This window comes from Capnocytophaga canis, assembly GCF_043187445.1.
Lineage (GTDB): Bacteria > Bacteroidota > Bacteroidia > Flavobacteriales > Flavobacteriaceae > Capnocytophaga > Capnocytophaga canis.
In genome coordinates this window covers 2,264,003-2,282,956 of the sequence record NZ_CP171121.1, presented here as the reverse complement: position 1 = coordinate 2,282,956, position 18,954 = coordinate 2,264,003, and the positions used below count along the sequence as shown (strand labels likewise).

The window sequence follows — 18,954 nt, the reverse complement described above, 5'->3', positions numbered from 1 at the left end:
AATAATAGCACAAAATTACATCTTTTTTTGAGAATATAAAAATTTTCATGCTATTTTTTTAATATATCATTAACAAAACAGGCTTAAAAAAACACATCATTAAATTTTAACATGCTATAACACAATAGTATAGAAGCCTCTAAATTCGAAAACAAAAAGAAATAAAAAAACGAAAAGTTAAACAAAAAAAATACTTAACGAAATAAAATAATAAAATTCCAAATAAACTGAATGTAAAACAGGAATTAAAGAGAAGAGTCTTGAAAAAAAGAATTAAAATATTGAATATCAAAACTATAACCAAGGTTCAATAAGTAAAATAATAGGATATGCCAATATTGCTGTAAAAATCCCGTTGAAAATCATACCCAAACTGGCATACGTAGCGTGTTTTTCACTAACATCAAAAGCTGCCATAACTCCCAGTCCATGGGAAGCCGTCCCTAAGGCTATGCCTCGCCCCATTGGACTTTTAACACCAAACCACTGCAAAATTTTAAATCCAAAAAGACTGCCTAAAATCCCTGTGATGATTACAGAAGCTACGGTCAAAGCTGGAATTCCTCCGAGCGTATGTGATACCTCTATGGCAATAGGGGTCGTTACTGATTTTGGAGCTAATGATAAAATAACCTCTTTATCAGCTCCTAAAATTTTAGCAAAAAAACAAACAGAAAGCAAACCCAACACACTGCCTACCAATTGAGAAATCAGTAATGGCACTAATTGATTTTTGATTTTTGAAGTTTGTAAGTACAAAGGAACGCCCAAAGCTACAATTGAAGGTTTTAACCAAAATTCGATAAAACCGCCCGACGCTGAATAAGTTTCATACGAAATATTAAAGACCAACAAATAACCTATCAACACCGAAACCGTAATGACTACTGGACTCAACAGTGGACTTCTATATTTCCTTTGTAACATTTGCCCACCGTAATAGATAGCAAAAGTGAGGGCTAACAACCATAATGGATTTTCTAAGAAGTTTTTCATTGTTGCTTAATTTTTTTTCTCAAAAATTGATATACATGTCCTGTGCCGACAATAACAATCAATGTACTAACAACAACTGCAATAGTGATTGGCCAAAAACTATTGCGGATAAGATCGAAATAAACCAAAATAGCGACACTGGGAGGTACAAAAAACAATCCTAAGTTTGCTAATAAAAGGTCTGAAATAGCTTTAACCCAATGAATTTTTACCCATCCCAAATGCAAGAAAAGCGTGAGCAGAAGCATTCCGATAATGCTCGAAGGAAAGGGAATGTCGGTCAAATAGACTACCAACTCACCCAACGCCAAACAGCCAAAAATAATTGCACAATAACGAATTAACATTGTTTATAAGGTTATGTGATTAAATTTAAAAAATAATTTATGTGGTCATCCTAAAGGGAACAAAACCCAAGCTACAAGTAAGGATTAAATCTATACTTGAAACTTGGATTTTGATACTCATTACTTAATTATTTAAAACTACAACCTATTTCTTGAATCCTCTTGCCTTTAACATAGGCTCAATAGAAGGTTGTTTTCCTCTAAAATCTAAATACATTTTTTCGTAGTCTAAGGTATTTCCTCGAGAAAGAATCATATCTCTAAAACGTTGCCCGTTAGAACGGGTTAAGCCTCCATTTTCGAGAAACCACATGTACGCATCATGGTGTAACATCTCTGTCCATTGATATGAATAGTAACCAGCTCCATATCCTCCACCAAAAATATGAGCAAAATAAGATGAACGATAGCGAGGAGGTACTTCATTGAGAAACAAACCTGTTTTTTTCAATGCTTCTATTTCAAAAGCAGTTACATCTTCAATATGAGTATCCGCTGAAATGGTATGCCATTGCAAATCTAAATTAGCGGCTGCCAACACTTCAGTAAAAGAATATCCTTGATTGAAAGTACTGGCTTTCATTATCTTATCAACTAATGCTTGTGGAATTGGCTGTTTAGTTTCATAATGAACTGCATAGTTACTTAAAATTTCAGGATGCAAAGCCCAGTTCTCATGGAATTGCGAAGGTAGCTCTACAAAATCACGAGCTACAGCAGTTCCTGAAAGCGATGCATATTGCTGATTAGCAAAAAATCCGTGGAGAGCATGTCCAAATTCATGGTACAGAGTCGTCAATTCATCGAAAGTAAGCAATGCAGGAAGTCCGTCAGCAGGTTTCGGATAGTTACAAACATTGTAAATCACAGGTTTTTTACCCAATAATTTCGACTGTTCTACAAAGTTGCCCATCCATGCACCGCCTCGTTTGCTCTCTCGTGCAAAGAAATCACCATAGAACAATCCCAATTTGGAGCCATCTTCCTCAAATAGCTCATAAACAAGTACATCTGGATGATATACGGGGATGTCCTTACGCTCTTTGAATTTAATCCCATACAGACGCTCAGCAGCATAGAAAACTCCTTTTTCTAATGCATTTTTTAATTCAAAATAGGGTTTTAGTTCATTTTCATCCAAATCATATTTTGCTTTACGGACTTGCTCAGCATAAAAATTCCAGTCGTAGGGTGTTAAAACAAAATCTCCGCCAGTAGCCTTAATCTGAGCTTGAATCTCTTTAGCTTCGTCTTTCACTTTACCTACCGAAGCTGGTACTAAATCTTTGAAAAACTGATATATATTTTCAGGAGTTTTGACCATGGTTTGCTGTAACGACCATTCTGCGTAGTTTTTGAACCCTAACAAATTTGCTTTTTTAGCTCGTAAAACAGCTATTTTTTTAACAATTTCATTAGTATTATGCTTTCCTCCATCGGTTCTGCTCCAAGCAGCTTCAAAGATTTGTCTACGAGTTACTCGGTTTTTCAAATCAACAAGGGACGGCTGTTGGGTAGTGTTAAAAGTAGGTACTTTCCATTTCCCGTCGTTTGCAATGCTTTCTAAAGTTTCATTACTTAATCCATCCAAAGCATCTTTGTTGTCAAAGGTTTGAGCTGATGCTAAATTTCCTTCTAACAAAGTTTGATTGAATTCAGTTTGTAGCGAAGCCAACTCAGCATTGTATTGTTTCAAAATTTCTTTGCTTTCTTTTGACAAATTAGCCCCTGAAATTTCAAAATTTTCATAGTAATACTCAAGTAACTTCTTAGATTCAGCATCCAAATTTAGTGATTCACGTTTTCCATGCAACTCCTTAATACGCTGGAATAAATTATCATTCAGGAATATAGCATCGGAATGTGCTGCGAATTTTGCTGATAAATCTTTTTGAATAGCTTTAATGGTATCGTTGGTGTGAGCCGATGCTAATGCGGAAAACACACGTCGAGCTCTACTGAGTTCCTGACCACTTTGCTCCAAAGCGATAATGGTGTTTTCAAAAGTAGGTGCTTCGGTACTATTAGCGATTTTTTCAACACGTTCGACCTGCAATTCCATACCTTTTAACAAGGCAGGACGAAAGTGTTCATCTTTAATTTTCGAAAAGTCGGGAGCAAAATATTCTAATTTACTCTCCACCAACAAAGGGTTTTCTTCCATAGGAATTGTCTGTTTTTTGGAGTCATCACAACTTACTAAGGCAAGTACCAAAGCTGTTGTCAACAGATGATTTTTTTTCATTGTGATATATTATTTTTGAGTAAGTAACACATTAAATATTAACGAAAAAACACATTTATACTTTAACCACATAAATACACAATTACGACAGAAATAGTTATTTAAAAAGGTCTAAAAAAATCGTTTCCATGCTTTTTGATTAAGCAGGAGCGTAACCATTCTTAATAATTCTACCAAAATGGCGTATTTATGTGGTAAACTAAAACGCTATCCTAAAAAAGGATATCTGTAATCCACTGGCGGAACAAATGTTTCTTTAATCAATCGCGGTGATACCCAACGCAATAGATTTTGAGCTGAACCAGCTTTGTCGTTTGTTCCAGAAGCTCTTGCTCCACCAAAAGGCTGTTGCCCTACCACAGCTCCCGTTGGCTTGTCGTTAATGTAGAAGTTTCCTGCCGCATCTTCTAAAGCTTTAATTGCCTCATTTAAAGCGTATCTATCTTGTGAAAACACAGCTCCTGTTAATGCGTACTCGGATGTTTCATCTACCAATTTGAGGGTTTCAGTCCATTTTTCATCCTCATAAACATATACCGTAACCACAGGGCCGAAAAGTTCAGTTTCCATAGTTGTATATTTAGGATTGGTAGTTACGATTACTGTTGGCTCAATGAAATACCCCTTCGATTTATCATAATTCCCACCTACAAACACCTCTGCATCAGAATCTTGTTTAGCTTGATCGATATATTTTGCTAATTTATTAAAAGAACTTTCGTGGATAACAGCTGTAATAAAGTTTTCCATATTTTCGGGTGAACCCATTTTGAACGAAAGTACATCTTCTTTTACAAAATTAAGGATTTCAGTAGCTTTTGATTTTGGCAGATATACACGTGAAGCAGCACTACATTTTTGTCCTTGGTATTCAAAAGCTCCACGAGTGATTGCCGTTGCCACTTGTTTTGAGATAGCTGAAGGATGAGCCACGATAAAATCTTTACCTCCTGTTTCTCCTACAATTTTCGGGTAAGTTTTGTAATTGTGAATATTCGTACCTATTTTTCTCCAGATATCTTGGAAAACACCTGTAGAACCTGTGAAGTGAATTCCCGCAAAATCAGGACTTGCCAATAAAGTTTCTGTAATCATCGCTGCATCTCCGTTGATGAAATTGATAACTCCGTCAGGAAGTCCCGCTTCTTTGAAAACTTCCATAATTACGTTAGCTGAAAACACCTGTGCATTACTCGGTTTCCATACTACTACGTTGCCCATCAGAGCGGCACTCGCTGGTAAATTTCCTGAAATTGCAGTGAAATTAAACGGAGTTACAGCATAAATAAATCCTTCCAAAGGTCTGTATTCCACACGATTCCAAATACCTTCAGAAGAAATTGGTTGGTCATTGTAGATATTTGCCATAAACTCTACATTGAAACGCAAAAAGTCAATCAATTCACAAGCCGAGTCAATTTCCGCTTGATGAATGGTTTTAGACTGAGCAATCATGGTAGCGGCATTCATCTTTGCTCTGTAAGGCCCTGCAATGAGTTCTGCCGCTTTTAAGAAAATAGCCGCACGTTCTTCCCACGGCATGGCAGCCCATTTTTCACGAGCCTCCAAAGCTGTTTTGATCGCTTTTTCAACATGTTGTTTTTCAGCTAAATGATACTTTCCTACCACATGTTGATGATCGTGAGGAGCGGTCATGTTTTTAGTGTCTCCAGTTCTTATTTCCTCCGAACCGATGTATAGTGGAACATCTGCCTGACTGTTCCAAAGCTCTTTGTATGCTTTTAAAACAGCATCACGTTCAGGCGTTCCTTTTGCATATGATTTTACAGGCTCATTTACAGCCTTTGGTACATTAAAAAATCCTTTTCCCATAAGTTACTTTTTTTGAAAATTTATTTATTATGTCTTACTTTACTTCTTTTCGATTATGTTTTAAAGATTACTCACCTAATTTTGACAAAACAAAATCCTTTTGGTAAGTAAATACAAAAAACTAATTTATTTCATCAAAGGTGTTTCCTTGACGGATATCTCCCGTATTGTATCCCTTCATAAACCATTTCACACGCTGTTCAGAGGTGCCATGTGTAAAAGAATCAGGCTCCACATGCCCACGAACACGTTTCTGAATAGCATCATCTCCTACGGCATGGGCAGCACTCATCGCCTCTTCAATATCGCCTTCCTCTAAATATTTCCGATTGTGATGAGCCCATACTCCTGCGTAAAAATCAGCTTGAAGTTCTTGAGCTACAGACAGTTTATTAGCATAAGCTTGGCTTTTCCCTTGCTGTGCTTGTCGTACTTTTTTAGACGTACCAAGCAAAGTTTGTATATGGTGCCCTACCTCATGAGCCATTACGTAGGCGATAGCAAAATCGCCTCCTTTCGCTCCAAATCGTGTACGTAACTCCTCAAAAAAACTCATATCCATATAAATCTTGTAATCCGCAGGACAGTAAAAAGGCCCTACAGAAGCCGTTGCTCTTCCACAAGCAGACTCAACAACATCGGTAAACAACACCAAAGTTGGTTTTTGATATTCACCTAAACTATTTTCTTTAAATATCTTATCCCAAACATCTTCCGTATCTGCCAAAACCGTTGCCGCAAAAGCTCCAATTTGTTTTTGTTCTGGCGTAAGTTCCACATTTGCATCTGCTTGTTGCACTTGTTGGCTTTGGTTGAATTGTTCTAACATAGGGGCTATTGTTTGTCCTGTTTCGCCTCCAAAAACCTGCAGAAGCAGAATAATGATACCTAAAATACCTCCTCCTGCGATGACCTTTTTACCTGCTCCTGAGCCTCTGCGGTCTTCGACATTCCCACTTTGCCGTCTGCCTTCCCATTTCATAGATACATAAATTTTAAAATATAGATGACAAAAATACGATTCTCATCGGTAATATTCAAATTTTTTTGAGAATAATATTCTACCTGAGTAGTTCTATTTGCTTCAACGAAAAAATATACTACCTTTGCAACAAATAACCTTAATATAGTATCATATTCTAAGTTTAAAATAACATAAAATGTCAGACGATAAGAAAGTAATTTTTTCAATGTCGAAGGTAAGCAAAACGTACGCTTCGACTAATAAACAGGTGCTTAAAGACATCTATTTAAGTTTTTTTTACGGAGCTAAAATCGGTATTTTAGGATTGAATGGTTCGGGAAAATCATCTCTTTTAAAGATTATAGCAGGTGTTGATAAAAACCATCAAGGCGAAGTAGTGTTTGCCCCAGGTTACACGGTTGGATATTTGGAACAAGAACCACAATTAGATGAAAACAAAACCGTGATTGAAGTGGTTCGCGAGGGAGCTGCCGATGTAATTGCCATTTTGGACGAGTTTAACAAAATCAATGATATGTTTGGCTTGGAAGAGGTTTACTCCGACCCTGACAAAATGCAAAAATTGATGGACAAACAAGCTGAACTACAAGATAAAATCGACGCTTGTGGTGGTTGGGAAATCGATAACAAATTAGAAGTGGCAATGGATGCCCTTCGTACGCCTGACCCTGACACTCCTATAAAAGTGCTTTCGGGAGGAGAACGTCGTCGTGTGGCGTTATGTCGTTTATTGTTACAACAACCTGATGTTCTGTTACTTGACGAGCCTACTAACCACCTTGATGCCGAATCGGTACTTTGGCTAGAACAACACCTACAACAATATGCAGGAACGGTCATCGCCGTAACGCACGACCGTTATTTCTTGGACAATGTAGCAGGTTGGATCTTGGAACTTGACCGAGGTGAAGGCATTCCGTGGAAAGGAAACTATTCATCATGGCTTGACCAAAAAGCAAAACGTTTGGCACAAGAGCAAAAAACAGAATCCAAACGCCAAAAAGTATTGGAACGTGAGTTGGAATGGGTACGACAAGGAGCTAAAGGACGACAAGCCAAGCAGAAAGCCCGTTTGCAAAATTATGACCGATTACTCAACGAGGACCAAAAGCAACTAGAAGAAAAACTCGAAATCTACATTCCGAACGGACCTCGTTTAGGCACTAATGTCATTGAAGCAAAAGGAGTTGCTAAAGCCTTCGGGGATAAACTTTTGTATGATAACCTTAATTTTGTGCTTCCACAAGCTGGGATTGTTGGAGTAATTGGTCCTAACGGGGCAGGAAAATCCACAATTTTCAGAATGATTATGGGTGAAGAAACTCCTGATTCAGGAGAATTTATAGTGGGTGATACAGTAAAAATTGCTTATGTTGACCAATCCCATAAGAATATTGACCCTGAAAAATCCATTTGGGAAAATTTTTCTGATGGACAAGACCTTATTATGATGGGCGGACGGCAAGTTAACTCCCGTGCCTACCTCAGTAGATTTAATTTCAGTGGAAGTGAGCAAAACAAAAAAGTAGCTACGCTTTCAGGTGGAGAACGCAACCGTTTGCATTTGGCAATGACCTTAAAAGAAGAAGGAAACGTACTTTTACTTGATGAGCCTACTAATGACTTAGATGTTAATACATTACGTGCTTTGGAGGAAGGTTTGGAAAACTTCGCAGGTTGTGCAGTAGTCATCTCGCACGACCGTTGGTTCTTAGATAGAATTTGTACGCATATCTTAGCTTTCGAAGGCGATTCACAGGTATATTTCTTTGAAGGAAGTTTCTCTGAATATGAGGAAAACAAACGTAAACGCCTTGGAAAAGAAGTTACCCCAACACGTATTAAGTATAAAAAATTGGTTAGGTAGTCAAGATATTCATTTTCAGGGAGTATCCCATAATCTGTGTAAGTTGAAAAGTTATTCTGAAATTTTTTGAGCCCTTAAAAGCTCAAAAAATTTCAGAATAACTTTTTAACTATTTTTGACCCATAATTTAAACAGATATGATTAACAAGGAAGAATTGCTCAACAGCAAAGAATTTTACAAGTCATTTAAGACTGCTGAGGACTTGACAGGTTTCTTTAAAGAGCTCCACAAAAAAGCGGTGGAACATATGCTCAATGCCGAACTCGACGTTCACTTGGACAACGAAAAACACGACAAAACTAAAGATGGAAATTATCGTAACGGACACACTTCCAAGAAGATAAAAACTTCCTTTGGCGAAGAACAAATCCAAGTTCCTAGGGATAGAGACGGTAGTTTTAACCCAATGTTAGTCCCTAAACGCAAGAACGTTATCGATGGTTTGGAAAACATCATCGTATCGTTCTATGCCAAAGGAATGAGCGTGAGCGACATCGAAGAACAAATCCAAGAAATGTACGGCTTTGAAGTATCAACTTCCACAATATCAAGGATTACCAATGCGGTTACCAATGAAATGGTCGCTTGGCAGAACCGCCCGTTGGACGAGCTGTATCTGATTGTTTGGATGGACGGCATCGTTTTTAAAGTTCGTGAGAACTCAAAAGTTGTCAACAAAACCATTTACCTTGCTGTGGGCTTGAATCGAGAGGGAAAAAAGGAAGTTTTAGGAATGTGGCTCGGAAAGAATGAAAGTTCCGCCTTTTGGATGAGCGTTCTCACTGATTTAAAGGCTCGTGGAGTGGAAGATATTCTCATTACTGCCACCGATAATTTAAACGGATTTACGCAAACCATTCGCACGGTTTTTCCCCAATCACAAACGCAAATATGTGTGGTTCATCAGATTAGGAATGCTTGTAAGTATGTGGTTTACAAAGACAGAAAAGAATTTACAGCCGATATGAAACACATTTATACTGCCCCTAACAAGGAAGCTGCCAAGGTTGCTTTGGAGGATTTTGCCCAAAAATGGGAGTCAAAATACGGCTATGCTATCAAATCTTGGTATGACAATTGGGACGAATTGACCGTATTTTTCGATTTTCCGTTAGAGATAAGAAAAATTATTTACACAACCAATCTTATTGAGAATCTGAATGGTAAGATTCGGAAATACACCAAAAACAAGCTGTCTTTCCCAACAGACGAAGCTGTGCAAAAGTCCGTTTTCTTGGCTTTGAGAGAAGCTACCAAAAAGTGGAGTATGCCTATCCAAAATTGGGGGATTGTCTTAAACCAATTTATGCTTATATTTGCACAAAGACTCAAACTATAAAAACTTAACCCCAACTTTTTAACTTACACACTTAGAGGGATAGTGTCTTTTTTCAAGAAAAAGAAGGGGATACGAAGTGACGGAATATTTTACATCCCGCTCTGGATCCCCTTTCTTGGTGTGAGATAAAGGAGTATCCCATAATCTGTGTAAGTTGAAAAGGATTTAAAGGATTTATTTGAATAGTTATTAACACTACTCCTAGAGTATGTAGAGCTAAAAAAACAGGCTAAAACTTTATAAATTAAATCTTTGTACGAATAGAAGCATAGTAATAACCTAACCCCCACTTGAATTATTTTATTGATTATCGGTCTGTTATCACCAAACCTTTCAAAATCACCTCAAAATAATTCAAATGGGGGTTAAACGATTCTACTATTTGTTAACTGAAGTCTATCGGATTTCCTTATTTGTTACAATCTTTTCTGCGTATCGTCAATATCGGCAGTAAGAGTTTTCAAAAAAGCTACTATATCATTCACTTGCTTATCTGTCAGCTCTTTATCTGATTGCAGTTTTGCCATTATCCTTACAGCATCTTCTAATTTTTCTACCGATCCATCGTGGAAATACGGAGCTGTTTTTTCTATGTTTCGCAATCCTGGAACTTTAAAGAAGTATTTTTCTCCTTCATTTTTATTCAAGTCAAACAATCCCGCATCAACTTTTTTACTTTTGGTATGCTCCCAGTAATCCCCAAACAATCCGAATTTTTGGAACATTTGTCCTCCAATGGCTACCCCTGAATGACACGTAATACAACTATTATCTACAAAAGCTTGAAGCCCGTCTTTCTCTTGCTGAGTTAAAGCATGTTCGTCGCCATCCAAGAACTTATCGAATCGTGATACAGGATTTAGCGTACGCTCAAATGCCCCAATAGCATTAGCTATATTTTTAAACGTGATTGGTTGTTCTTGGTCAGGATACACTTTTTTAAACAACGTCTGGTATTCGGCTACCTTTCGCAATCTATTTTCTAAAAATTCTGCATTAGGGATATTGTGTTCCACAGGGTTTAGAATAGGCCCTTCAGCTTGTTCCTCCACATCTTTTGCCCTTCCATCCCAAAACTGCATCGCGTGTAGACTGGCGTGAAATACTGTAGGCGAGTTTCTACCTCCAAGCTCTTTGGTATCCCCTGGTGAAAATGCCAAATTATCCACACCAAAAGTTTCTAAATTGTGGCAAGAATTACAACTGATGTTCCCATCCTTTGATAAGCGTGTATCGAAATACAGCTTCTTACCTAAAGCGATTTTTTCTTCCGAAATTTCTGATTTAGGAACAGAGCTAACGGATTTGAAGAACGTTTCAGCTGTTTTTAATAATTCAGATTTTGTTTCTTCAGGATGTACCTCATTGACAGCCTGATTTTTAGGAGCGTTGTTGCAACTTACAAGCACTCCCAGTGACAATAAAAAATAAATTTTACGCATACTTGTTGTTAGATTTGTTAGTTGCTACAAATTTCGTCCTTTTTTTTTGATTTTCCTATTATTTCGAATTGTTTTTCCTACTCAATGAACAAACAAAATTTTAGACCAAATCCAAAAAAAAATACGTTTTATTTTTAACTTATAACTAATTGATTATCTTGCTTAAACAAAAAATAAGGGTAATTGCTTCCGAAAATAAACAACGAGAAAATTTGCAACTTCACCAAAAAGTGGTAAAACATCTTAACACTTATATTTTTTACTGAAGAAAAAGATTAAAATCAACCATTTGTACGCGAGTAAAACAACCTTATCCTCTTAAATTTAATTTTTAGGCATCGTTTAAAAGCCAAAACTACTCTACCATAAATAAATCAGATGCTATACCATCGGATAGAAATTTTCCTTTTGGAGTGACCCGAAGATAATCACCTTCCAAACGTAAGGTAGCCTCAGCAAAATGTCTTTGGGCTTGTTGCAATAAATAGGTATAATATTTTTTCCCAAACTCTTGCTTCACTTGAGTGATTGAAATACCAATCATTGTACGTATGCGAGTGATTATCAATTCATTATATCGATCGTTTTGCGAAAGCACCTCTTTTTCAGCAGGAAGTTCACCCTTTGCAATCGCCTGTATGTATTTAATATTGTGAGCGATGTTCCAACTGCGTTCACTTCCATTAAAACTATGTGCCGATGGCCCAATTCCCATATATTTTTTCCCAAACCAATAAGCCGTATTGTTTCTACTAAAATATCCTTCTTTGCCAAAATTTGAAAATTCGTAGTGTACAAAACCTGCTTTTATCAAAACTTCAACCATCTTTTGAAAATGGGATAACGACTGATTATCATCAACTTGGGTTATTTTCCCTATTGCGATAAATTTATGCAATGCCGTTTGTGGTTCTACTGTCAGTGCGTAGGCTGATATGTGTGGAACATTGTAAGACAAAGCCTTTTCGAGATTTTGTAGCCAACGCTCATCACTCATATTAGGAATTCCATAAATCAAATCAAGAGTAATATTATCAAAAAAATTCGGTGCTTCCGAAAGCAATCTGTGAACTTGCTCTGTAGAGTGAGCTCGGTTCATCATGCGTAAATCTTCCTCAAAAAACGACTGCACACCAACGCTCAATCGATTAATTTTAAGAGATTTAAATACACATAAACGCTGTTCGGGGGTCTTTCCATCTTTAAAAAAATCGTCGGGATTCGCTTCTATGGTAATCTCTGCATCATCACTAACACAATAATTTTCAAAAACGGTTTGTAGAATACGTTCCAACTCCTGATCGGAGAGAATACTGGGAGTTCCACCACCAAAGTAAATGGTCTGAATAACGGAATTTTCAGCTTCTTTTTTTCTAATTATCAACTCCTTACACAAAGAGTCTACCATCTCACTTCTGCGTTTCAGAGTCGTGGAAAAATGAAAATCACAGTAATGGCATGCCTGTTTGCAAAAGGGAATATGTATGTAAATGCTATGCAAAATTGCTATTTTTATCGGATGCGGTTCTCATTTTGTTTTACAAAAGCTGCCCAACTATTGTATGATTTTTGGGTAGTTACTTTACCGTTATTAAAAAAGTGACATACAGCGACAGCGAGTCCGTCAGTAGCATCAAAATATTTGGGTAATTCTTTTATTTTCAGTAGCTGTTGCAACATTTTTGCAACTTGTTCCTTAGAAGCATTTCCGTTTCCTGTGATTGCCATTTTAACTTTTTTAGGTTCATACTCGGTTATAGGTAGTTGCCGAGAAAGCCCAGCTGCCATTGCTACTCCTTGAGCTCGACCTAATTTGAGCATTGATTGGACATTTTTACCAAAGAAAGGGGCTTCAATTGCTAATTCATCAGGATGATACGTGTCGATAAGTTCTATTGTTCTGTCGAAAATTACACGAAGTTTGATATAGTGATTATCATATTTTTGAAGATGTAACTCATTGACTTGCAACAATTCCATCTGCTGATTTTCAACTTTGATAATACCAAAACCCATAATGGTTGTGCCAGGATCTATTCCTAAAATGATTTTTTCCACAAATTTCTATTGTTTATTTCACACAGACTTTAAACTGCACCTTTTATTACTTGAAGAAGAAATTATCAAAGTGCAATTGTTCAAAAGAAAAAAGAACTGGTTCAAAAAATCCCTGTAAGATTTAGAATTCTTATGTAAAGAATCATCTCCTACTTTACATTCATCACAATTGGAACTCGAAACTGTACACTAATACTAACTCCGTGTTTTGTAGCGGGTTGAATAGGATTTATAGTTGCAATCTCATCTAAGTTATCTGCTAAATCTTCATCAAGAGTAGGCAATAACTCTTTCGTTTTCGCCTTGGCTTCAGTATTTTCCAGCACAGCCTTTCCGTTGTTATCAATTTTAATATTTACAAATATAGTATCCAAAATAGGTTCGGTAACCTCTATTTTTTCGTTTTCCAATCGTTCTTGCAAAAACTTAGAAAAATGTTGTACAAAGCACTGTTTTTGCTCCTCCTTAGACGCTGATTCTGAGCATAATCCTTTAAAAATAGGATATGTATCAACCTCATTCATATCAATCTCAGCAAGTCTAAGATCGGCAATGGAATCCAACTTAGCTTGTTTTATTTTTTCTTTTTCCTCTTCTGTTAAATTAGCTCCACCACCTCCACAGGCTGTTACCAACGTAAGCGATAGATATAAAAACCAAAAGCTATATTTCATAAATAAACATTTACTGCATGATTCAGGTTTCAAAAGTAATATAAAAAATTGATACAAAAAAATAAAACAGGTTTTTTTATTTTATTTATAAAATGTATATATTTGTGGATTATTTAATGTATCGTCGATATACGAAGTAGTTCTTACAAGATTATTTTCGATTTTCGATCTACATAAACATTTAAAATACAGGTGTATACACCAAATTTTCCAACAACGGTAGGCAACGTAAGTGAATAAAAATCGTTTTATTTGTTTCCTGCAGGTTTGTTTTGCGTCATTCAATGGGCAATTGAAAACTGGGAGCAAATTAATCACTATTATTTTGAAAAATATATATTTTATGAAATACAAAAGAATATTATTGAAATTAAGTGGCGAAGCTCTGATGGGAAGCCGTCAGTATGGCATTGACCCTGCCCGTTTAAAAGAGTATGCTTCTGAAATCAAGCAAGTTGTGAAAGAAGGCGTTGAAGTTGCTATTGTGATAGGTGGCGGAAACATTTTTAGAGGTGTTGCTGGAGCAAGTAATGGAATGGACAGAGTTCAAGGAGATTATATGGGAATGCTTGCAACAGTAATCAATTCGTTGGCATTGCAGAGTGCTTTGGAAGATGAGGGTATTTATACGCGTTTGCAAACGGCTATTAAAATGGAAGCTATTGCGGAGCCTTTTATCAAACGCCGTGCGGTTCGCCACTTGGAAAAAGGACGTGTCGTAATTTTTGGTGCGGGTACAGGAAATCCTTATTTCACAACCGACTCAGCAGCAGTACTTCGTGCTATTGAAATCAATGCTGATGTGATTTTGAAAGGTACTCGGGTGGACGGAATCTACACTGCCGACCCAGAGAAAGATTCAACCGCAACCAAATTTGAACGTATTACATTCGACGATGTGATGGATAAAGGTCTGAAAGTGATGGATATGACTGCTTTCACACTGAGCCAAGAAAACAATCTACCGATTATTGTTTTCGACATGAACAAAAAAGGAAATTTGATGAAGGTTGTAACTGGCGAAAATGTGGGTACCACAGTTGATGTGAAGTAACTTCTCTTTGTCAGAGCCATAAAAATCGGAATTGATAGAAAATAAAACACTTAAAAAAACAAACAATTTTTTATATTATAAATATGAACGAAGAAATTAACATTATTCTAGAAAGTACTGAAGAAGCAATGCAAAATGCCTTAGCTCATTTAGAAAAAGCTTTAGTAAATATTCGTGCAGGAAAAGCAAGTCCACAAATGTTAGGGAGCGTTTTTGTAGATTACTACGGTTCACAAACTCCTCTAAGCCAAGTAGCTAACGTAAGCACACCCGATTCTCGTACGATTACTATCCAACCGTGGGAAAAAAGTATGATTCAGCCTATTGAAAAGGCAATTTTGGTTGCTAACTTAGGTTTTAACCCTATGAATAACGGTGATTATGTAATCATTAGCGTACCTCCTTTAACCGAGGAACGCCGTAAAGATTTGGTAAAACAAGCTAAAGGAGAAAGCGAAGATGCTAAAATTAGTGTACGCAACGCCCGTCAGGAAGCTAACAAAGAAATCAAAAAAGTAGAGACTTCAGAAGATATCAAAAAAGATGCTGAGGAAAGGGTACAAAAACTAACGGATAAATATATCAAAAAAGTAGATGAAGTTTTAGCCGTTAAAGAATCTGAAATCTTAAAAGTCTGATTCCTTTATCTTACGAGTAAAGATAAAATAGTTTTTAATCTCACACATACACGAAGCATGAAACCGTAATGGATTCTTTCTAAATGAAAACAAGACAGTTACACTTTGAATGTTTGGCTACAAGATTAGAATAAAAAAATCAAAACTTTGTCAAATAGCCTATATTTTGACAAAGTTTTGAAATAAAAAAAACTCAGCGAAAACTTGACATGATCTCTCCGAATGAAAAATACAATCGCCAATAGAGTTAATGATTTTCTAAAAAAATTCCCTCCCTTTGATATTATTGATCAAGAAAACTTACTTAATTTATCCAAAGAGGTTACCATTATTTATTTGGAAAAAGGGAAAATAGTATTCAATGAGCAAGACCATCCACACGATTATTTTTATATCGTAAAAGAAGGTGCCATTGAAATGCGACAAACAGTGAATGACAATTTTGAGATGGTCGATATCTGTGATGAAGGCGATGTTTTTGGGGTACGTCCCATAATTACGAACACACCTTATCAAATGAGTGCTATTGCTCAAGAAGAATCTATTATTTATGGCATCCCATCCAAGGATTTCAGACCTCTGATTGAGAAAGATACCAAAATCGGATTGTATCTGATCGAAATATTCGCTTCAAAAACTCGGAACCCATATTCAATAGATCATACGAAGTATTTATATCAGAATTTTGATAGAAACATGCTTCAAAAGGATTTTTTTGAACTTCAACCAGCTGTTTACGTCAAAAAAGTGGTCAAAGCCAGTCCCGAAGAATCTATACAACAAATAGCAACTTTGATGACCGAAAAAAGGGTGAGTAGCATCGTAATTGTGGATGCAGACAAAAAACCCTTGGGAATTGTTACGGACAAAGATTTGCGAAAGCAAATTGCTACCAGTTATTTTTCATTGGACATGCAAGTTTCACAGGTAATGAGCAGTCCAGTGCGTACCTATCCCAAACAGATGACTATCGCAAAAGCTCAATTCGAGATGATAAAAAATAACATTAATCATCTGATTATCACCGAAGACGGTACAAATAATACTCCTACGATTGGTATCATGACTCAGCACGACATCGAAACTGTTAAAGGAGATAGCATCCCTGAGTTGATGAAAGCGGTGAAACGCTCCAAAAAGTCAAAGCACCTGAAAAGTATCCGCCAACAATCCATTAATTTATTAAAGGGATACGTAATCCAAAACATACCTTTGGGATTGATCACCGATTTGTTTCATCAGTTGTTCGAGGCAATTACTTCAAAAGCTATTGAATTGTGTATCAAACGTATGCCGACACCTCCACCCGTACGTTTTGCATGGGTTAGTTTAGGGAGTTTAGCACGAAAAGAGCAGTTTCTCATCACCGATCAGGACAATGCCATTGTCTTTGAAGATGTTTCTGAGGAACACTATGAACAGACTCAAACCTATTTTTTGCAATTAGCAAATAAGATAAATACTATGTTAAACAAGATTGGTTATGACTATTGTCCTGCAAATATGATGGCAAAAAATCCGAACTGGTGTTTGAGTTTATCAAAATGGGAAGAACAATTCAAATCATGGGTATCAAATGCGAACGATGCTGATTTACTAATGTTTTCAATTTTTTATGATATGTCGTTTAGCTTTGGAGAGGCTACATTAGTGAATAAATTAAGTGATAAAGTGTTCGAATTTACACAAACCAATGAACGATTTATGGCATTGTTAGCAAAAAGTGCTTTGGAAAACCCTTCTCCATTAGGATTTTTTAGAAATTTTATCGTAGAACACGATGGAAAATACAAGGATCAATTCGATCTGAAGGCCAGAGCTTTAACTACCATTAGCGACATTGCACGATTGTTAGCTTTGTCACACAAAATCAAAAATATAACTAACACTGCTGAACGTTTTGAAAAATTAGCCGAACTTGAACCTCAAAATAAAGAAATATTCCTAGCCTGTGCCTATGCTGCCAAAGCCTTACTTAAATTCCGTATAAAAAGTGGATTAAAAAATGATGACAGCGGTAGATACCTGAATATCAAAAATTTAAATAAAGAAGAAAAGACAAAACTAAAACGCTGTTTCAAAACGATTTCCAACGCTCAAGAATTGATAAAACTGCGATTTAAATTGAATTTAACGTATGTTTAGGTCAGTCGTTAATAATATCAGGGGTTAGCATATAGCATATAGCATATAGCGTATAGCTTACAGCTTAAAAAAACAAAAACATGCAGGAAGAAGAATTATTATACACGATAGCTTTGAAAAAAATTCCGATGGTAGGCGACATTACAGCTAAAAAACTACTTGCTCACTTTGGAAGTGCCAAAGCTATATTTTCAATCAAAAAACATCATTTGGAGCGTGTTAGCGGTATTGGAGAAAAACTCTTACAAAATTTTTCCTCCTCTGCTGACTATCTACTTCAGGCAGAAACTGAGCTTGAATTTATCCTGAAAAATAACATCAAAGTTTGTCACTACAACGACACTGACTACCCTACTCTATTGAAACAATGTGTTGATAGCCCGATTATATTCTACCAACGTGGAAACATAAATTTGGCTAACAAACGTATTTTAAGCATTGTTGGAACTCGGAATATAACTCCGTATGGAATTGCTTTTTGTGAAAAACTAATTGAAGAACTATCTGATTTAGACATAGTTATTGTTAGTGGATACGCCTATGGCGTAGACATTCTGGCTCATAAAACGGCTATGAAGCACGATTTACAGACAATCGCTTGCTTAGCTCATGGATTGAATACTATCTACCCTAATCAACATGCTAAATATATGGCAGAAATGGAAGCTAATGGCGGATTCATTACTGATTTTGGTATTGATAGTAAATTCGATCGAAAGAATTTTCTAAGCCGTAATCGGATTATTGCTGGTTTATCAGAGGCTACTATCGTAATTGAATCGGGAATCAAAGGTGGAAGTTTAGTTACTGCAGACATTGCTTTTTCATATAACCGCGAGGTCTTTGCCGTTCCTGGAAGAGCTTCCGACCCTTATAGCTTGGGATGCAATATGCTGATACGCAATGAAAAAGCTCGAATTTTACTCTCTGCTCAGGATTTATTATATCACCTAAATTGGGATAAACCTAAAGCCAAAACCATTCAACAAGAATTATTCGTTTCTTTAACTCCCGAGGAAGAAAAAATACATAATCACTTGAAAAACAACGGAAAGCAATTATTGGATTCGATAGCTATAGACTGTCAACTTCCTATTTACAAAGTATCTTCCTTATTATTTCAATTAGAAATGAAAGGAATGGTTCGTCCGTTTCCTGGTAAACTTTTTGAGGTGATATAGCCAATACCCTCACAACAGAAAATAATTTTATATTTTTCATCAGAATCACTTGAGTTTTGTAAAAAATTCATATCTTGCACGATTATTAATACTTTGTTATATATTGAGGTTTTCTTAGCCTTGTTTGTATATCAATGAAAACAACATCA

General features: G+C 36.3%; 15 protein-coding genes. 6 read left to right on the top strand and 9 right to left on the bottom strand.

The features are described from left to right. Window positions 1-294 precede the first annotated feature (294 nt). From ACF3OB_RS09730 to ACF3OB_RS09710, 5 genes are all read right to left on the bottom strand, one after another. The gene (locus ACF3OB_RS09730; protein ID WP_172919065.1) at window positions 295-996 is read right to left on the bottom strand and encodes an LrgB family protein; all 702 of its coding nucleotides are present in this window, start codon (window positions 994-996) and stop codon (window positions 295-297) included. Further along, the gene (locus tag ACF3OB_RS09725) at window positions 993-1,343 is read right to left on the bottom strand and encodes a CidA/LrgA family protein (protein ID WP_042008733.1); all 351 of its coding nucleotides are present in this window, start codon (window positions 1,341-1,343) and stop codon (window positions 993-995) included. Before ACF3OB_RS09725 ends, ACF3OB_RS09730 begins: the two co-directional genes overlap by 4 nt. A 145-nt stretch (window positions 1,344-1,488) precedes the next feature. Further along, window positions 1,489-3,588: a M3 family metallopeptidase gene (locus ACF3OB_RS09720; RefSeq protein WP_392447576.1), complete on the bottom strand. Its 2,100-nt coding sequence runs from the start codon at window positions 3,586-3,588 to the stop codon at window positions 1,489-1,491. 207 nt (window positions 3,589-3,795) lie between these two features. Then, window positions 3,796-5,421 (bottom strand): L-glutamate gamma-semialdehyde dehydrogenase, encoded by a 1,626-nt coding sequence (gene pruA / locus ACF3OB_RS09715; RefSeq protein WP_392447574.1) that lies wholly within the window; start codon window positions 5,419-5,421, stop codon window positions 3,796-3,798. Window positions 5,422-5,542: 121 nt separating this feature from the next. After that, entirely contained in the window at window positions 5,543-6,403 is an 861-nt protein-coding gene (locus ACF3OB_RS09710; RefSeq protein WP_042008726.1) for a neutral zinc metallopeptidase, read from the bottom strand. Window positions 6,404-6,581: 178 nt separating this feature from the next. On the opposite strand from ACF3OB_RS09710, the gene ettA reads away from it, so the two are divergent. Further along, window positions 6,582-8,273 carry an energy-dependent translational throttle protein EttA gene (gene ettA, locus ACF3OB_RS09705; protein WP_042008721.1) on the top strand — a complete coding sequence of 564 codons (1,692 nt, stop codon included), beginning with the start codon at window positions 6,582-6,584 and terminating at the stop codon, window positions 8,271-8,273. A gap of 137 nt (window positions 8,274-8,410) precedes the next feature. Further along, entirely contained in the window at window positions 8,411-9,613 is a 1,203-nt protein-coding gene (locus tag ACF3OB_RS09700) for an IS256 family transposase (protein ID WP_095893597.1), read from the top strand. A 416-nt stretch (window positions 9,614-10,029) separates the two neighbouring features. On the opposite strand, the gene ACF3OB_RS09695 is transcribed toward ACF3OB_RS09700, so the two are convergent. The 4 genes from ACF3OB_RS09695 to ACF3OB_RS09680 all read right to left on the bottom strand — a co-directional run bounded on the left by ACF3OB_RS09695 (window position 10,030) and on the right by ACF3OB_RS09680 (window position 13,787). Beyond that, window positions 10,030-11,055: a cytochrome-c peroxidase gene (locus ACF3OB_RS09695; RefSeq protein ID WP_172919394.1), complete on the bottom strand. Its 1,026-nt coding sequence runs from the start codon at window positions 11,053-11,055 to the stop codon at window positions 10,030-10,032. Between the two features lie 355 nt (window positions 11,056-11,410). Next, window positions 11,411-12,556, bottom strand: a complete 1,146-nt coding sequence (gene hemW / locus ACF3OB_RS09690) for a radical SAM family heme chaperone HemW (RefSeq protein WP_172919393.1) — start codon at window positions 12,554-12,556, stop codon at window positions 11,411-11,413. An 11-nt stretch (window positions 12,557-12,567) separates the two neighbouring features. Further along, window positions 12,568-13,113, bottom strand: coding sequence for a crossover junction endodeoxyribonuclease RuvC (gene ruvC / locus ACF3OB_RS09685; RefSeq protein ID WP_082021472.1), 546 nt, complete (start codon window positions 13,111-13,113; stop codon window positions 12,568-12,570). A gap of 149 nt (window positions 13,114-13,262) precedes the next feature. Beyond that, window positions 13,263-13,787 carry a hypothetical protein gene (locus tag ACF3OB_RS09680; RefSeq protein WP_042008711.1) on the bottom strand — a complete coding sequence of 175 codons (525 nt, stop codon included), beginning with the start codon at window positions 13,785-13,787 and terminating at the stop codon, window positions 13,263-13,265. A gap of 343 nt (window positions 13,788-14,130) precedes the next feature. On the opposite strand from ACF3OB_RS09680, the gene pyrH reads away from it, so the two are divergent. From pyrH to dprA, 4 genes are all read left to right on the top strand, one after another. Then, a complete protein-coding gene (gene pyrH / locus ACF3OB_RS09675; protein WP_042008709.1) occupies window positions 14,131-14,841 on the top strand; it encodes a UMP kinase in 711 nt (236 codons plus the stop codon). An 83-nt stretch (window positions 14,842-14,924) separates the two neighbouring features. Then, entirely contained in the window at window positions 14,925-15,479 is a 555-nt protein-coding gene (gene frr, locus ACF3OB_RS09670) for a ribosome recycling factor (RefSeq protein WP_042008706.1), read from the top strand. A 222-nt stretch (window positions 15,480-15,701) separates the two neighbouring features. After that, window positions 15,702-17,624, top strand: coding sequence for a DUF294 nucleotidyltransferase-like domain-containing protein (locus ACF3OB_RS09665; protein WP_172914739.1), 1,923 nt, complete (start codon window positions 15,702-15,704; stop codon window positions 17,622-17,624). A gap of 80 nt (window positions 17,625-17,704) precedes the next feature. Beyond that, window positions 17,705-18,805 (top strand): DNA-processing protein DprA, encoded by a 1,101-nt coding sequence (gene dprA, locus ACF3OB_RS09660; RefSeq protein ID WP_392447572.1) that lies wholly within the window; start codon window positions 17,705-17,707, stop codon window positions 18,803-18,805. The last annotated feature ends 149 nt before the right edge of the window (window positions 18,806-18,954 follow it).

Excerpts from the sequence above, each read along its gene's own strand:
- ACF3OB_RS09730 (WP_172919065.1), bottom strand. The coding sequence starts at position 996 with ATGAAAAACTTCTTAGAAAATCCATTATGGTTGTTAGCCCTCACTTTT.
- ACF3OB_RS09725 (WP_042008733.1), bottom strand. The coding sequence starts at position 1,343 with ATGTTAATTCGTTATTGTGCAATTATTTTTGGCTGTTTGGCGTTGGGT.
- ACF3OB_RS09720 (WP_392447576.1), bottom strand. The coding sequence starts at position 3,588 with ATGAAAAAAAATCATCTGTTGACAACAGCTTTGGTACTTGCCTTAGTA.
- pruA (WP_392447574.1), bottom strand. The coding sequence starts at position 5,421 with ATGGGAAAAGGATTTTTTAATGTACCAAAGGCTGTAAATGAGCCTGTA.
- ACF3OB_RS09710 (WP_042008726.1), bottom strand. The coding sequence starts at position 6,403 with ATGAAATGGGAAGGCAGACGGCAAAGTGGGAATGTCGAAGACCGCAGA.
- ettA (WP_042008721.1), top strand. The coding sequence starts at position 6,582 with ATGTCAGACGATAAGAAAGTAATTTTTTCAATGTCGAAGGTAAGCAAA.
- ACF3OB_RS09700 (WP_095893597.1), top strand. The coding sequence starts at position 8,411 with ATGATTAACAAGGAAGAATTGCTCAACAGCAAAGAATTTTACAAGTCA.
- ACF3OB_RS09695 (WP_172919394.1), bottom strand. The coding sequence starts at position 11,055 with ATGCGTAAAATTTATTTTTTATTGTCACTGGGAGTGCTTGTAAGTTGC.
- ACF3OB_RS09680 (WP_042008711.1), bottom strand. The coding sequence starts at position 13,787 with ATGAAATATAGCTTTTGGTTTTTATATCTATCGCTTACGTTGGTAACA.
- pyrH (WP_042008709.1), top strand. The coding sequence starts at position 14,131 with ATGAAATACAAAAGAATATTATTGAAATTAAGTGGCGAAGCTCTGATG.
- frr (WP_042008706.1), top strand. The coding sequence starts at position 14,925 with ATGAACGAAGAAATTAACATTATTCTAGAAAGTACTGAAGAAGCAATG.
- ACF3OB_RS09665 (WP_172914739.1), top strand. The coding sequence starts at position 15,702 with ATGAAAAATACAATCGCCAATAGAGTTAATGATTTTCTAAAAAAATTC.
- dprA (WP_392447572.1), top strand. The coding sequence starts at position 17,705 with ATGCAGGAAGAAGAATTATTATACACGATAGCTTTGAAAAAAATTCCG.